General features: G+C 43.3%; 14 protein-coding genes. 1 reads left to right on the top strand and 13 read right to left on the bottom strand.

The genetic code is table 11. From position 1 onward, the window contains the following. Nucleotides 1-61: 61 nt before the first annotated feature. The 13 genes from CSW98_RS04610 to rhaS all read right to left on the bottom strand — a co-directional run bounded on the left by CSW98_RS04610 (nucleotide 62) and on the right by rhaS (nucleotide 14,680). Nucleotides 62-1,141, bottom strand: coding sequence for an ABC transporter permease (locus tag CSW98_RS04610; protein WP_100799288.1), 1,080 nt, complete (start codon nucleotides 1,139-1,141; stop codon nucleotides 62-64). Nucleotides 1,142-1,143: 2 nt separating this feature from the next. Next, nucleotides 1,144-2,661, bottom strand: a complete 1,518-nt coding sequence (locus CSW98_RS04605; protein WP_198517273.1) for a sugar ABC transporter ATP-binding protein — start codon at nucleotides 2,659-2,661, stop codon at nucleotides 1,144-1,146. Between the two features lie 5 nt (nucleotides 2,662-2,666). Beyond that, nucleotides 2,667-3,254 carry a DUF2291 family protein gene (locus CSW98_RS04600; protein WP_157810327.1) on the bottom strand — a complete coding sequence of 196 codons (588 nt, stop codon included), beginning with the start codon at nucleotides 3,252-3,254 and terminating at the stop codon, nucleotides 2,667-2,669. Nucleotides 3,255-3,319: 65 nt separating this feature from the next. Next, nucleotides 3,320-4,255: a D-ribose ABC transporter substrate-binding protein gene (locus CSW98_RS04595; RefSeq protein WP_100799286.1), complete on the bottom strand. Its 936-nt coding sequence runs from the start codon at nucleotides 4,253-4,255 to the stop codon at nucleotides 3,320-3,322. A gap of 355 nt (nucleotides 4,256-4,610) precedes the next feature. Further along, nucleotides 4,611-5,753: an iron-containing alcohol dehydrogenase gene (locus CSW98_RS04590; RefSeq protein WP_100799285.1), complete on the bottom strand. Its 1,143-nt coding sequence runs from the start codon at nucleotides 5,751-5,753 to the stop codon at nucleotides 4,611-4,613. Between the two features lie 11 nt (nucleotides 5,754-5,764). Then, complete coding sequence (gene rhaD / locus CSW98_RS04585) at nucleotides 5,765-6,565, bottom strand: rhamnulose-1-phosphate aldolase (RefSeq protein ID WP_100799284.1); 801 nt, start codon at nucleotides 6,563-6,565, stop codon at nucleotides 5,765-5,767. Nucleotides 6,566-6,696: 131 nt separating this feature from the next. Next, entirely contained in the window at nucleotides 6,697-7,956 is a 1,260-nt protein-coding gene (locus CSW98_RS04580) for an L-rhamnose isomerase (protein WP_100799283.1), read from the bottom strand. Between the two features lie 9 nt (nucleotides 7,957-7,965). After that, nucleotides 7,966-9,408, bottom strand: a complete 1,443-nt coding sequence (rhaB, locus tag CSW98_RS04575; RefSeq protein ID WP_100799282.1) for a rhamnulokinase — start codon at nucleotides 9,406-9,408, stop codon at nucleotides 7,966-7,968. A gap of 304 nt (nucleotides 9,409-9,712) precedes the next feature. Continuing rightward, nucleotides 9,713-10,039, bottom strand: a complete 327-nt coding sequence (rhaM, locus tag CSW98_RS04570) for an L-rhamnose mutarotase (protein WP_100799281.1) — start codon at nucleotides 10,037-10,039, stop codon at nucleotides 9,713-9,715. Nucleotides 10,040-10,056: 17 nt separating this feature from the next. Further along, on the bottom strand, nucleotides 10,057-11,061 hold the full coding sequence (locus tag CSW98_RS04565) for an ABC transporter permease (protein ID WP_100799280.1): 1,005 nt from the start codon (nucleotides 11,059-11,061) through the stop codon (nucleotides 10,057-10,059). Nucleotides 11,062-11,081: 20 nt separating this feature from the next. Further along, nucleotides 11,082-12,065, bottom strand: a complete 984-nt coding sequence (locus tag CSW98_RS04560; RefSeq protein WP_100799279.1) for an ABC transporter permease — start codon at nucleotides 12,063-12,065, stop codon at nucleotides 11,082-11,084. Further along, the gene (locus CSW98_RS04555; protein WP_100799278.1) at nucleotides 12,062-13,570 is read right to left on the bottom strand and encodes a sugar ABC transporter ATP-binding protein; all 1,509 of its coding nucleotides are present in this window, start codon (nucleotides 13,568-13,570) and stop codon (nucleotides 12,062-12,064) included. The genes CSW98_RS04560 and CSW98_RS04555 overlap by 4 nt, the downstream gene beginning before the upstream one ends. A gap of 111 nt (nucleotides 13,571-13,681) precedes the next feature. Then, on the bottom strand, nucleotides 13,682-14,680 hold the full coding sequence (rhaS, locus tag CSW98_RS04550; RefSeq protein ID WP_100799277.1) for a rhamnose ABC transporter substrate-binding protein: 999 nt from the start codon (nucleotides 14,678-14,680) through the stop codon (nucleotides 13,682-13,684). A 467-nt stretch (nucleotides 14,681-15,147) separates the two neighbouring features. Between rhaS and CSW98_RS04545 the strand changes: the two genes are divergently transcribed. Then, nucleotides 15,148-15,960, top strand: coding sequence for an AraC family transcriptional regulator (locus tag CSW98_RS04545; protein ID WP_100799276.1), 813 nt, complete (start codon nucleotides 15,148-15,150; stop codon nucleotides 15,958-15,960). Nucleotides 15,961-16,318 lie beyond the last annotated feature (358 nt).

The following is a 16,318-nucleotide window of genomic DNA, read 5'->3' as shown; positions in this document are numbered from 1 at the left end:
AAAAAAATAGTCTTGTTAACTTAAACTTTGACCACGGTATACTTTTGCCCTTCCATTAACACTAGTTCACTGATTTTTGAGAAGTAATGGCAGCTTTGTACTGCATTCTGCTCTGCATTTGATCAATAATAACAGCAATAATAATTACGATACCTTTAATCACCATTTGCCAGAATTCACTGACGCCCATCATGACCAGCCCATCTGCCAGGATACCGATAACAAACGCACCGATAAGAGTACCGGCAACTGTGCCCCGACCACCGGCCAGCGATGTACCACCAAGTACAACCGCAGCAATGGCATTCATTTCAAAGGCCGTACCTGTTGCCGGATGGCTGGCAACGAGCTGCGATGTAACAACCAGCCCGGCGATTGCAGCACACAGACCGGAAATGGTGTAAACCCACACTTTGACATTCTTAACCTTGATACCCGATAGCTCTGCCGCTCTTTCATTATCACCGATAGCGTAGACATGGCGGCCAAATGGCAGCTTCTTAGCAACATAAGCAATGATCCCGGCTACGATAAACATCAGCCAGATTGCATAAGGAATACCGAACAGATAACCAGCACCAATCACTTCAAAGCCTGTATTACCCAGCTCAGGGTTACCTTGCAGCCCCGGAAATGTTTCACCACCAGAAAGCAACATGGCTGCGCCACGGATGATATACATGGTTCCCAAAGTACAGATAAACGGTGCAACGTTATAGCGGGTGATAATCAGACCGTTCAGAGACCCAAGCAGCCCACCGATAACCAATACCACGGGTACAATGACCCAGACACTCGGGAAAATAGCGATACCAAATATCGGAAGCACAATCCCTTTGGAGATCATGTAACCAGCCACCATGCCGCAAAAACCTAATGTGGCTCCAATGGAAAGGTCTATCCCGGCTGTAATAATCAGGAAAGTGATTCCCAGAGCTAAAAAAGCATTAATTGATATATGCTTGATCATAATGATCAAGCTTGCCGGCGCCAGAAAGCCATCAACCATAAATGAGAAAAATCCCAAAATGATAAACAGTGCAATAAAGGTTCTCAACTTGAGCAGTAGTAACCCTAAACTGGCTGAATTAAATTGAGATGCAGACATAGTCATTCCCTCATCAATTGCTTTCATTTTCATAATTAAAACCCTTGCGCACTTGCTAGAACTAATTCTTCTTCCGTTGTTTCCGTACGTATTACATCGGCGGTCAATTTTCCATTAGACATCACCAAAATACGGTCAGAAACAGCCATAATCTCTTTCAAATCGGAGGTCGAAAACAATACGCCAATACCTTGTTCTGATAATTTAACCATCATCTCAAAAACATCCCCTTTTGCACCGACATCAATCCCCCGGGTAGGCTCATCCAATAACAGAACCTTAGGCTCGGTTAACAGTGAACGCCCGATCACGACTTTCTGCTGATTACCTCCACTTAAAGCCTGTATTTCTACCTGTGGTGATGATACTTTGATAGAAAGATTCTTTATGGCATTTTCAACAGCGTTGTCTTCTTCCTGGTCAGAAATGACCATTCCTTTCAGACGCTTCCAAAGACTTGAAATTGTTAAATTTGTTGCAACAGAGCTGATAGGGAAAATGCCTGATTCTTTACGGTCTTCCGGTACCAGACCTATCCCCATTTTTATGCGATCAGGTGTACTGGTTGTCGGACTAATGATCTTTCCATTCAGAGAAAAACGTCCGGAGTAGGTAGATTTACCAACCAGACATTCAAATAACTCGGTTCTCCCTGCCCCCATCAGCCCATAGATACCCACTATTTCACCTTCTTTTACGGCAAAAGAAACATCATCAACCAGATGAGATTCATTTTCACCAACCAGTAAAATATTATCGGCTTCCAATACCTTATGCCCAAACTGTCGGTCAGCTGGCAGAAAATCCGTGACAGGGTCGCTACCCAACATTTCCCGCACAATCCATGGCACATCAATATCTTCTACCGCCGCTTCCGATTGAAACTTACCGTCGCGAAGAATAGTGATATAGGTACCAATCGTCATCAATTCTTCCAGACGGTGAGAAATATAAACAATTGATACACCTTGGCTGGTGAGATCCCGAATAACATCGAACAAAATTTCGACTTCTGTTTTACTCAATGCGGAAGTAGGCTCGTCCAAAATCAACACATCTACGTTGCCAGATAAAGCTTTAGCAATTTCAACCAGTTGCTTTTGTCCTACTTTCAGATTTGAAACCAGTTCATTAGGGTCAATATTCTGTTTTAGCCGCTCCATCAACTGTGCAGCAACGGCACATTGAGCTGCATTATCTATCGGGGCAAGTCCCTTTTGCTGCTCTCGCCCAAGAAAAATATTCTCCGCAACAGACAGGTTTTCCGAAAGATTCAACTCCTGATGCACCATTCCAATACCATGGTCTGCTGCACTACGAGTACTATCTATAGTGACTGGTTTATCATTAATGTATAACTGTCCTTCCGTTGGTTGCTGAACACCCGCCAGAATTTTCATCAGAGTTGATTTACCTGCTCCATTCTCACCGATGATGACATTAACTGCCCCACGATAAACGTTATACGACACATTATCTAAAGCTTTAGTGCCTGGAAAAAGCATAGATATATGCTCAGCATGTATTATTACGTCAGATTTAATATTACCCATGTCTATTACCTCTTAATAATTTCAATGGGAATGACTTCAGAAATTTTCTGCTCCTTCACAGTAACTGCAGCAATCATATCAACATCACTATCAGTCCAGGATTCATCAGGTCTGACAAAAGAGGTCATCGCCTTCTTATTCAGCTCCTTAGAAAGTCTGGCAAACTGAACCTGATTTTTAAATTGATCAAACGTGAGGAATGATGCGGCATCCCGGATAGCATTGCCTCTGATAATAGGCCCTATCTGCACAGTGATTTGTTGAGATAATGCTTTAACTGTCATCGTGGCATTTTTACTGGAAGTATCAACCTGAATAATTTTTCCCCTCAATTTGATAAAGGTACTGGTATTATTTTCCAGAGAGAGGAGATCGAAATTTACCGATTTCTGTTTTGCCTCAGTTAATACATCACCCCAAAATTGTTCTGCTAACGCTTTTGGTGTCATATTTTTTATCGATGCAGCTTCCTCTGCTGACATTGGAATGATGGGATTACCATTCGCATCGAGATCAACGACTTCACAAGCTGAAAGAGATAAACAAAATAAGGAGATAAGTGATAATTTTCCTATTTTTTCAATACTTATCATCTGAATATTCCTTTCCTGATACATTTCTGTAAAAAAGAGCCAGATATTTCTGGCTCATAACAAGCTTAATTAAGAGCAAAGGTATCCAGTTTCTTCGCATTATTTTCATCAATAAGAATACAATCCATAAGTTGTTTCTCATCCAAACCTGTTTTACCTGTCTTAATATATTGATCAGCCTGCATAACAGCCATTTGAGCTTGATCCCAGGCTGGCTGTAAAACCGTCGCTTTAATATTAGAATCCGCAAGGATAGAATCTCTTACATAGTCACTACCATCAAAGCCAACTACAAAAACATCTGTCCTTCCTGCCGCCCGCAACGCAGCTTCTGCACCGAGAGCCATTGTATCGTTACCTGAAATCACTCCCTTGATATCAGGGTTAGCTTGCAGAATGGATTCCATACGAGTAAATGCTTCTGTCTGACTCCAGTTAGCAGACTGCTGAGCCACCATTTTCATATCAGAGTAATCATCTATAATATCGTGATAGCCTTGTGACCGAACATGTGCGTTGGTATCGGATTCACGCCCGAGAAGTTCTACATAGTTCCCTTCTCCTCCCATCAGCTCAACAAATTTTTCAGCCCCAAGTTGAGCCCCCTGATAGTTATTAGATACAATCTGAGAGATGGCCACACCCGTTTTATTGATTTCTCTATCAATCAAAAACGAAGGAACCCCAGCTTCTTTTGCTTTTGCAATAGAACCAATAGTTACATCAGATCCAGCGTTATCGATAATAATCGCTTTAGCCTTACGGGCGATTGCCGTCGTGATGAGTTGATCCTGTTTATTCGCATCATCATCATGCGAGGCAACCAGAGTCGTATACCCCAGAGCTTCTGCTTTCTCCTTTGCTCCCATAGCTTCGGCTTTAAAAAATGGGTTGTCATGAGATGGAGTAATAATTGCTATTAATCCGTTGTCTGCTGAGGCAAAGCCAGAGAAGGCTACGGATAGAGCTAATAGGCTTGTTTTTAATAATTTATTATTCATTGCTTTTGTCCTTCTGAATATTTATTCAGGTCACGTTATATATTCAGGGTAAATGTAAGTATGTCGATGAAAATTGTCCACCAAGATGTGAACAAAACCTGAACACCATCACAAAGTTCATAAATAGAGAAGGAAAGATATGCATCGACTCAATAGACCGGGACTCAAAACCATAAGTCGCGTAAATAAATGACATGACAAAAGCAGTGAAATCCCACGGTCAGAAAGTCATTAACCAATGGCTATAAAACGCTGAGTTGGCATTACGGAAAGGCAGATAAGGGGCCGATATTCGGGGATATGCTATTTTTCGCGACAAAAAAAGCGGAGAATGGAGCCTCTCCGCTTAACCGACTTACAAAGATTTACGATATAATTCAATCACCTGCTCGCGGCTCATAGGTTCCGGGTTACCGCCGGCACATGGGTCAGCCATCGCATCATCTACCCAACTTAGGGTATCTTCAACGGTTACACCCAATTCACCGAAACCAGCCGGAATACCAACGCGTTTATTCAGTGCTTTTAGTGCATCAATCGCAGCGATACTGGCTTCTTCAACCGACATTGCTGATGTATCAACACCCAGAGCCTCTGCCACTTTCGCGAATTTTTCTACCCGGAACGGACGGTTAAATTCAGACACAATAGGCAGCAGAATGGCGTTACATACACCATGCGGCAGATCTTTTTGCGCGCCAGCCGGGTGAGCCATAGCATGCACCATACCCAACCCAGCACTGTTGAATGACAAACCAGCAATAAACTGACCATAAGCCATCATTTCACGCGCATCCACATCCGACCCGTCGTCTACCGCTTTGGGCAGATTTTCAGCAATGGTTCTTATCGATTCCAGAGAAATATAGTCTGTCAGTTTATGTGCTCCGACAGAAACGTAAGACTCTACTGCGTGAGTCAGTGCATCAATACCGGTTGCCGCCGTCACTGAAGCCGGAATACCCAGCATCACGCTAGGATCGTTAACCGAAATATCAGGAATGATCTTATCGGAAATAATTACATGCTTAACGTGAGTCGCAGTATCAGTGATCACTGCGTTACTGGTTACCTCAGCAGCAGTACCTGCAGTGGTATTGATAGCGTACAGAGGAGCGCCCAGAACCTTAACCTGTTCAATACCATTGTATTTGGCAATCGGGCCTTCGTTCGCTGACAGGATCTTAATCGCCTTTGCCGTATCAATCGAACTGCCGCCGCCAAAACCAATGACATAGCCAGATCCAGAACTTACATATAAGTCATAAGCACTGTTCACCGTATTCGTATCCGGGTTAGGCCGGACATCACTGAACAGCGTCAGATTCAGTTCACTCTCCATCAGTTTTGCTGTAAAACCAAGCTCAACCATTGCAGGGTCACAGATCAGCAAACCTTTTTCCTGCCCGTGTTCAGCCAGCAGACGCTCAACCAGTGCTTCAATAGCACCAACACCGGAAAAGTTTATTTTGGGAAATGCGAGTTTAAATACACTCATAGTTAATTACCTCATAAGTTAAATTCTTGCTTAAGAATCTCCATGTTTTCTTTGGACACACCTTCGGGCTCATAACCGGCGGCTGTACACATCAGGTACAGTTTTGCGCCTTTATTTGCTACGTCGATGTAGTCGAATGCTTGTAATACGTCTGCGCCGGATGCAGTTGCGCCATGTTTTTCCCAGATAGCAACATCGTTTTCCAGCAATGCTGCTGTTGTTCCGTCAGCCAGTTCTTCTGATGATGGAAGACAATATGGGATCATGCCGATGCCCCGGGGAACGAAAGCGCGCACTTCCGGCAGCATCTTCCAGCAAGTATACGTAAACAGTTCGCTGCTCTTGGCAATGTCCGGATGATGAGAAAGTGCGATCAGCTCCAGTGGATGAGTGTGAACAACAGACTTATGGTCAGAACCTGTGTTTCTTTTTGCTACAAGGATTTTAATATGACTGATAAATTCCGATGTCGGTGCAAAATCTGTGCTGGCTTTCCCTCCCCAGATAATTTTATAACCATCGGCTTTATTATTAATCTGCAGGATACAGCCGGCATAATCCGGATCTCTCAGTTCACGAATACGCTGTCCGGTACCTTTGACATAATAAATTCTTCCTGCACTTTCCATTGGTAATTGCAGTGGCAGTCTCTTTTCCGGAACCTGTATATCTCCGACTTCACCAAAAATGTCTGTCAGATCGACAGAAATATTACCGCCGTTGCGCTCGGCCCATTCTCTCTGCCAAAGATATTGAGAGACTTCTCTGACTTTTTCTACTTCTTGTTTAACCGCATCATTTAACGTAATCATAAGAATAAACCTTTCTAAAAACTGAGTTATCGTGAAAAACCGGTATCCGGATAAATCTCTTCGAATCGAATGAATTCCCATGCCGGAGCATGGGAATGTATTCCGTCATTTTCCGGATAAAAACAGATGACTTAACGGGCAACCAATACCGTAGCTTCGTAATCTTTCACCTCATTAATCCAGTCAAAACCGACAGGTACATTGTTTTTCTGGCAGTAGTAATCCCATACAGCAGACCATGGCAAAGCATGCGCTTCTTCGATAAGACCAAAACGAGTGGTGTAATCAAAGGAATCTTCTGCTGCTTTCAACTGAGCCTTCGGCTCCAGCAAGGCTTTCAGCAGAGCTTTCTGCGCATTACGGGTACCGATAACCCATGCTGCAATACGGTTGATCGAAGCATCGAAGAAATCCAGACCTATCGACACCCGGTCAAGTAGATCGTTACGTACGATTTCGCGCATGATGGCCTGAGTTTCATCATCAAAGGAAACAACATGATCAGAATCCCAGCGAATAGGACGGGTAACATGCAGCAGCAAATCTTTCACGTACAGTGAACAGGCACTGATTTTATCGCTGATCATCTCTGTCGGATGAAAATGTCCTGCATCCAGACACAGTCCGGTGCCACGACTGGTCGCATACGCCAGATAGAATTCATTACTGCCTACGGTGTACGCTTCAGCGCCAATACCAAACAGCTTACTTTCCACTGCATCAATGTGATACGCCGTATCAATTTTTTCTTCCAGAGCCTTATCCAGTGAATCCATCAAGCGCTGACGTGGAGACAGACGGTCAAAAGGCTGGTCTTTCATGCCATCCGGGATCCAGATATTCATAAAGGAAGGCGTTCCCAACTGGCGGCCAAAGTATTCAGAAATCTTACGGCTTGCTTTTACGTGTTCAATCCAAAAAGCTCGGATTTCTTCATCCGGATGAGACAGCGTCAGACCATCATCAGCTTTGGGATGTGAGAAGAGTGTTGGATTAAAATCCAGCCCCAGATCCTGTGCTTTCGCCCATTCAACCCAGCGGTCAAAATGTTCCGGTTTGATCTGATCTCGTTCTACTTTTTCGTCCGTATCCAAATAAATAGCATGCAGGTTGACACGTTTTTTCCCCGGGATAAGAGAGAAAGCTTTTTCCATATCAGCACGAAGTTCAGCGGGTGTTTTAGCCGCCCCCGGATAATTACCCGTAGTCTGAATCCCGCCACTCAGTGCCACATCCGGAGATTCAAAACCTCTCACATCATCGCCCTGCCAGCAGTGCATAGAAATAGGAATATCTTTTAACAGTTCTAACGCTTTATCGGTATCTACCCCGTATTTTTCAAAAACGCTTTTTGCCTGTTCATATGCTGAAGAGATCTGCTCTTTACTCATCTTTCTTACCTACCTAGTTATCTGTTGATAGCGGGATTTGATCTGCTCCAATCCCTCAATTGTATTTGCTGTGAAATAGTGAACTTCGGAAGACGCATCGATAATCTGCCGAGCTTCTCCCAGCGATGTGATGACGTCAGAAGCAATAAACTGGTTAATCACATTGCCCAGTGCCGATGCTTCTGTCGGTTCTGTCGAAACCTTTATCTGACACACATCCGCACAAAGCTGATTCAGAAATTGATCTTTAGTGCCTCCGCCAACAATGCGCAGTTCCCGTATATCCCTTCCGGAGACCTCAGCGATCTGATTCAGAGCATCGTCATAAGCCAGCACCAGACTGTCATAGACACAGCGGACAACTTCTGAAAGCGTCTCCGGACCGTCTTGATTTCGCTTCTTAAACCAGTTCTGAATAGCCTGAGTCATGGAAGACGGATTCAGGAAATCATCATCGTTCGGATTAACAATGTACTTAAACGGTTCAGCCTGACGCGCCAGCATGGCGATATCCGGAAAAGTCAGTGACGGATTCTCAGCCTTAATTCGCTGGATCAGCCATAGACCCATAATGTTCTTCAGTACCCGATAGCGCCCATCCACCCCACCTTCATTGGTCAGGTTATAGCGATACGCAAGCTCACCGGTATACGGTTCTTCACTTTCAATACCGACCAGTGACCAGGTACCGGAACTCAGATAGGCAGTGTTATTATCAGGGATTGGCGTCGCAGCCACCGCTGAAGCAGTATCATGACTGGCAACCGAACAGACCGGGATCTGAATATCGCCCAACTGATACTGACCAATAATCCGGTTTGGCATTTTGGGTGGCAGGAACCAGTTCATTTTGGCTCCGCTGGCTTTAATTAGGGTCTCACTCCAGGTTTTTTCCTGACAGTTCAGCAGTTGACTGGTTGACGCATTGGTGTATTCACAATGCTTAACGCCACACAGTTTGTAATTCAGATAATCAGGAATAAACAATAGTGTATCAATAGCGCCATACCACTCAGGTTTCTGGTCATAGATGGCCTTCAACTGGTTGATGGTATTAAATGGCAAAAACTGAATACCCGTGATGTTATAGATATCATCCAGACTCAGTCCGCTGTCGAGAGTCAGCTTATCCAAGATACCGTTCGTCCGGGCATCCCGGTAACTGACGAATTCCCCCAGATGCTGACCGAATTTATCCAGAAGTACAAAATCAACCCCCCAGGTATCAATCCCCAGCGAACAGACTTCGATTCCAGTCGATATCACTTTATTGATACCCACTTTGATTTCTTCCAGGATTGAATAAAGATCCCAGCAGGATTCATTCCCCTGTATCACCTGCTGGTTCTGAAAACGGTGAAACTCTTCAAGGCGAAGTTTTTCCTGCTCCAGATAACCGACCATCACGCGTCCGCTGGACGCGCCAAGGTCTATTGCAATCACAGCTTTCATAGTGTTTAACACCCCTTGTTATTTAGGACTATTAAACTGCTTCTCATAAAAAAATAACTTCAATTTTTAACCCTCAGAATCGGGTAACTGGCCTTTTTTTCAAGAAAACCCTGCGGCATTTCAAATTTTCTGATATTCAGTTGACCGATGCTCGATCCACCGCAGACACCTGATGGTGACAAGACCGGATCCAGGATACAAAAAAGCGCCGGAGCCAGGAAAACATCCCGGTTCCGGCGCTCTTTACACGATTAATATATCTGAAATAGCTAATGTGCTTAAAATAACGGCAAAAAAATAGTGGTTATTCCAGATAAAACACGTTTTTCAGTTCCAGAGAAACCGGTGAGTTATCCGGATTGGTTGCCATGATATCTTTCATAAAGGCCCACCACTTCTGACACTCTTCTGTATCAGCGACCTGATTCCAGCGCTCTTCACTTTCTATTTCGACATAAGCAAACAATTGACTGCTGCCCGGCTCCAAAAATATGGAGTAATTTCTCGCTCCGTGTTCTTTCAATACCCGAACCAGTTCTGGCCATATCTCATCATGCCTCTTTTCATATTCAGCATGACAACCTTCATTCACAGACATTAAAAATGCTTTTCTGATATATTGATCAGACATAATATTCCCTTGATTTATCAGATTTTTACACGATTTTTTATTTGTTTATATATTTTTGGTAAAGCTATAACACTGATAAGCATCATACCTATAATAATTGACATAACAATCCCTGGTATATTAAGCAGTCCAAGTCCGACCGTAACTAATCCCATCAGGAATACAGAAATAACCACACCAATAATAGTACCTGACCCTCCAAGAATACTCACTCCACCTAAAACAACCATTGTAATGATGCTCAGTTCCCAGCCAAGTGCAATGGTTGGCCTTGTACTGCCCAGCCGTGAAGTCAACATGATTGAAGCAATACCACAAAACAGCCCCACCAGACTAAATAGAATTAACTTATGTCTGGCTACATTAATTCCAGAGTAATAAGAAGCTGTCGGATTATTGCCGATGGCATAAGTACGCCGGCCAAAATTAGTTCTCTGTAGAATCACATAAAATACCACCGCTAACAGGAGAAAGCTGATAAATTCAAAACTGAGAACCGATACAACATAACCTTGCCCGAAATAAGCGAAAGATTCCGGATAATCATTCAGGGCATTATCACCCAATAAGATATAAGTGATTCCTCTGAACAGGCTCATGGTTCCTATCGTTACAACAATAGAAGGAATATTCAACCGGGTCACCAGTAACCCATTAAATAAACCACATAGAGTACCGACAGCAAGTCCTGCCATACAGATCAAAAATAATCCCCCTCCCCACTGGGCAACAAATCCCATGGCTGTAGAACTAAGTGCAATAATAGAAGCAACAGAGATATCGATTTCTCTTACAATAATAACCAAAGCCAGTGGCAAGGCTATAATTGCTTTCTCTGAAAAGTTAAATGTAGCATCCGATAATGACCATGGATCCAAAAAATAAGGGGATGCGAAACAATTTATAATAAATACAATAATGGCAGTGATCAGCAGAAATGATTCCCAGCCAAACATCCATTCCGGCAGATTTTTTGTCCCTGAAGGCTTATTTCCCAGAGACTGATTATTTATTTTTTCCATTCTCAAGTCCTCAGTTAATATCAGGATGCATTTTGTACGGCTTTACGCAATATAATCCGACCGGCTTTACGCTCCGAACGAGAGTTTGCAATCACCGCAATAATGATGACCAATCCGGATATCGCCATTTGCCAGAATGGAGAAATACCGATCACAGGTAATGCATTATTAATAATGCCTAAGAAAAGAGCCCCCAGAAGACAACCCACAACGGTTCCGGTTCCTCCGGCAATACTGACTCCACCGATAACACAGGCAGCGATGACCTGCAGCTCAAAGCCATTCGCAATATCAACGTAAGCGACGGCATAACGAGAGATCCACAAATAACCGGAGATCCCCGCCATAAAGCCGGAAACAGTAAAGGCGATAAACTGTTTCTTACCAACATCCACACCAATATAATATGCGGCGGTCGGACTATTTCCGGCTGCGTATATTTTTCGTCCTAGCTGGCGATGTCGGGTGAAATAGTACATAACACCGATGATCGCAACAGAACACCAGCCAAGAACAGGTAATCCCATTATTTCAAAACGCGGGATCTCTAAAAAATGAGCGCTCATCTGATGAGCATTAATCCATGCGCCTTTACTGATTAGAAATACTGTTCCCCGATATATAGCCATAGTGCCGAGTGTAACGACTATCGCCGGTATATTCATTTTCCATACCAGCCAGCCATTAATCATTCCCAGTACGGTTCCCAGACCCGCCCCCAGCAAAATCAGCAATGATATGGGAAACTCAGGGTACAAATTATTAATAGTGGCAACAACCATACCGGTTAAGGCCACATTAGCGGCAACTGACAAATCAATACAACGGGTGATAATCACCAGCATCTGACCCAGCGCCAGAATGATGAGTATTGATGTATCGTTATACACACTCAACAAATTACCAAATGCTAAGAAATCAGGAATGATAAATCCAATAGCACCGAGTAACACAAGAACGACCAGTGCTAACTGGGATTCCCTGCTTTTGAATAAATGTTTCACTGAACACCTCCGGTTACCCCTGTCGCGGCACTCACCAGCTTTTCTGCTGTAAATTCATGCCTTGCAAACTCGTCCACAATTAACCCTTCACGCATCACAATGATTCGATCCGCCATTCCCATCACTTCCGGTAACTCAGATGAAACCATAATGACACTCAGTCCGAGAGTCGTAAGTTCAGACATAAATTCGTGCACTGCCGCTTTTGAACCAATATCAATACCCTTTGTCGGCTCATCTAGAATGATCACCTTAGGCAAAGTGGCCAGCCATTTACCAATAACCACTTTCTGCTGATTACCCCCGGACAGATTTTCGACACTTTCATGCCAGTCAGGAGCTTTGACTCTTAGTCTTTTGGCGTACTCATCCGCTAACCCATACTCAGCATCTTTATTAAGAAGTCCGCCTGAATTAATTTTATCTAATTGCGGCAAACCGATATTCTGGTAAATAGGAAATTCAAGAACAACGCCCTGACTCTGCCGTTCTTCCGGAACGTAAACAATGCCGTTCTTAATTGCATCAGAAGGGGATTTTATAGCGATATTTTCGAAATCGACTTTAATTGTGCCTTTGGAATTTTTTGTTACCCCAAAAAGAGATTGCATCAATTCGGTACGACCTGCGCCAACCAAGCCGTAGAAACCCAGTATTTCACCCTGATGAAGATCAAAAGTGATGTCATCAAACTCCGTTGGATGCGAGTAGTTGCTCACTTCAAGCACCTTATGACCAATCTCTACATCCGATTTAGGGTAGGCATTATCAATGGTTCTGCCGACCATCATGGACACTAACTCAGATTCTTCAACGTCTTTTAATATACCGTCGCCGATATAACAGCCATCTCTGAAAACCATATACCGATCTGCAATCGTATAAATTTCATCAAACTTATGACTGATAAACATGATTGCACAGCCTTTATTCTGCAACCGTCGTACAATCTGATAAAAATCTTCAATCTCCCGGTGAGAAAGTGCGGCCGTCGGCTCATCTAATATTACGACTTTGGCATCAAAAGAGAGCGCCCTTGCTATTGCCACCATATGTCTCTGGCCAATACTTAATTCTTTCAGTATCTTTCCGGGCTCTAGAGGAGCATCAATTTCTTTTAGGATCCGGCCTGCTTCCTGCTCCATTCGTTTCCAGTCCAGACTGCCTGAGGCATTTGCCAGATAGTGTCCGGCAAAAATATTTTCCGCCACACTCAGTTCATCAAACAATACCGTTTCCTGATGTATTGCTGTAATACCAAATTTACGGGCATCATCCGGTGTATCCAGATGAATCTCCTGCTGATCTAAAAACAGTTGGCCTGATGTGGGCTGATGAATACCGGTCATGACTTTAACCAGCGTTGATTTACCAGCTCCGTTTTCTCCGACTAAGGCCGTAACCTGTCCCGGATACAGATCAAGCTGAACTTTATCCAGCGCTTTCACTCCGGGAAAATGCTTACTGATATCCCGCAATGAGAAAATGGGGGTTGACTCTGGCATGACTATCCCTTTCTGTCACAAACTCTCTAGAAATAAGGGGAGACAGGCAAAAGAAACATTTCTGCACCTGTCTCGCTTCTTCACTTTATTCTTCCGTTACGAAATACCGACTCAGAAAATTTTAGCGAATTTCTCAACGTTGGTGATGTCATAAATAAACGGAGAAGCCATAGCTGCGTTACCGTCTTTATCCAGTTTTGCAACACCCATACGTCCCATTGCAACTTCAGTTGCCGTTGCATCACCTTTAATCAAATGGTAAGAAATCATGGTAGCGGCATAACCAAGATCAATAGGATTCCAGATAGCAAAACTCTTAACTGCTCCAGATTCCACATGCCCGGCTAATTCGGAAGGAAGGCCCAATCCGGTAACATAGACTTCACCGGTTTTCCCCATATCCGTTACCGCCTGAGCGGCAGCTACAATTCCTACAGATGTCGGTGCAACGATAGCTTTCAGGTTTGGATAGGTATTGATCAGCCCTTTAGTTTCACGGTAACTCTTATCTGCCAGATCATCCCCATATACCGTCGCCACCAGATTGAGTTCAGGATGCCCGGGCAGTACTTTTTTCATTTCATCGATCCAGATGTTCTGATTAGTGGCTGTCGGACTGGCACTTAAAATAGCAATGTCACCTTTCTCACTGTTTGTTGCTTTAACAGCAACAGAAGCCAGATCAACATTAATTTTACCAATAAGTTCATTACTGGAAGGATTTAGATGTACCGCTCTTCCCGGTACAGCAACACCAGAATCAAATGACACGACCTTAATTCCGCGCTGTTGTGCTTTTTTCAGGATAGGAACCAGTGCATCGGTATCGTTAGCAGAAATGACAATTGCATCAACTCTCTGTGCAATCAATGAGTTAACAATTTCTATTTGACCTTCTGCCGTAGGAGTCACAGGTCCGGTGTAAATAATCTTCACATCCTCGGCAATTTCCTGAGCGGCCTGCTCTGCCCCCGCATAAGCAGCTTCAAAGAAGCCAATACCCTGCGCTTTGACCACTAATCCAATACGCATCTCGGCGGCATGAATTAAGCTGCTGGATAACAGACAAGCTGCCACCAGAACAGATTTAAATAGGTTTATCACTTTCATTGTTTTGACTCCGTTTCATTAAGAGTTAACTTCACGTTAATTAGTAGATTCAGATCGGTTAACAGCCATTATCTTGTTATTTTCCCTGCTGTCGGATCCGAATAGTGCTTTTTTCATTTTTAGTTATGCCATCCATTACCCGGAAAACCTCCTGCTTCCAGGTTATCTCTGCATGTTTATCGGTAAGTTAGTAGAGCCTCCGCTTTCTCTGTATAAATTCAAAAAGATAGACTTAAACTCACATATTGATATTACCTGACTAATCATAAGAGCAGTCATCCTGACTTACCTTTGAAAAAACACCATAAACATCTCAAAGACAGGCGTATTTTTACAGTTAGTCGTTATCTGATTCACATTTTCATAACCATACAAACATCGGTGAATTTTTAATCTGCTACTCTGACATCAGAGCAATAAGCAACCTGTTTTCAGATGTGTATCCCAAGTCAATACGGAACTGATGCATGATTCATTTACAATCCAACGAATATTTTCTGAATTCAAAAATGTCTGTTACTACTGAACCCCGCTCTCCACAGCAGGTGTTTCCGGAACATGACCACTCATTTGATGAGATTATTGTGGTGTCTAAAGGAAATGGCATTCATGTGGTCAATGATATCCCTATGAATTTAAGCAGAAATTATGTTTGCTTTGTCGGGAAAAAAGACCGGCATTTGATCGAACAAGTTGATGAACTATTTTTATGCAACATACTGTATAAAAAAGATCAACTCAGTTCTTCTGCTCTGCTGGAAAAGTACCTCCCTCAGCCAGAAGAAGAGACCGTTGACTGGTTTATTGATGATGAAACCGCGCTGAGAGTCAATTACATCATAGAAAGGCTGGATCACGAATCTCACACCCACTGCGCAGAATCCAGGGCAATGTCCGAGCTTCTGTTTCAGCAATTGGTTGTAGAATTGTGGAGAGGCCGAATTCAAGATGAGCGGATCCTGACACAGGAAGACAGGCTTCTTTCTTCTATTGTTTTTATGAATAAAAACTACGACCAGCCCCTGAATATTGATGAGATTGCACAACACGTTAAAGTTTCTTCACGTCTGTTATCCAAAGCAATCAAAGATATAACAGGTATGAGCTTTAACCAGTACCTGCATTTTATCCGGGCAAAAAATGCCATTTCTTTACTGATCAATACCGATATATCCGTAACAGATATTGCCTTTATGGTCGGCTATTCAGACAGTAACTATTTCTCAACAAAATTCAAGCAAACCATGCACCGTAAGCCTAGCGATATCCGGGTCGGATAAGAGTACTTCTCCTTATCCATTTAAATAGACATCCCAGCGGCTAAGGAGTATCCTTAGCCCGCTTAATATTCAATCACCAGTTAAATTAAGGAAAAGCCCATCCGGAACGACGAGATCGTAAGACGGTAATTCTGGAACTGTAGCAAAGCCAATACAAAACTCAGTCCCCTTTAACTTAACGGTTACCGCACTGCGGTGACTTTATTTTGATTTATTACGTTCAGACGTAATGATGGGGTGTATCTGATGCTTTGTATGGGTCTGTCTGCAGGATGGCTTCTTCAATGCATTCCCCTCTTCCCGTAGTATAAACCCCTCTTTGCTGTCAGCACCTCATCTGTATTTTTTCAGGAGGATT

The sequence above is a fragment of the Vibrio sp. HA2012 genome (assembly GCF_002812955.1).
Lineage (GTDB): Bacteria > Pseudomonadota > Gammaproteobacteria > Enterobacterales > Vibrionaceae > Vibrio.
The sequence above is the reverse complement of the archived record's forward strand: the minus strand, read 5'-3'. Positions and strand labels throughout refer to the sequence as shown.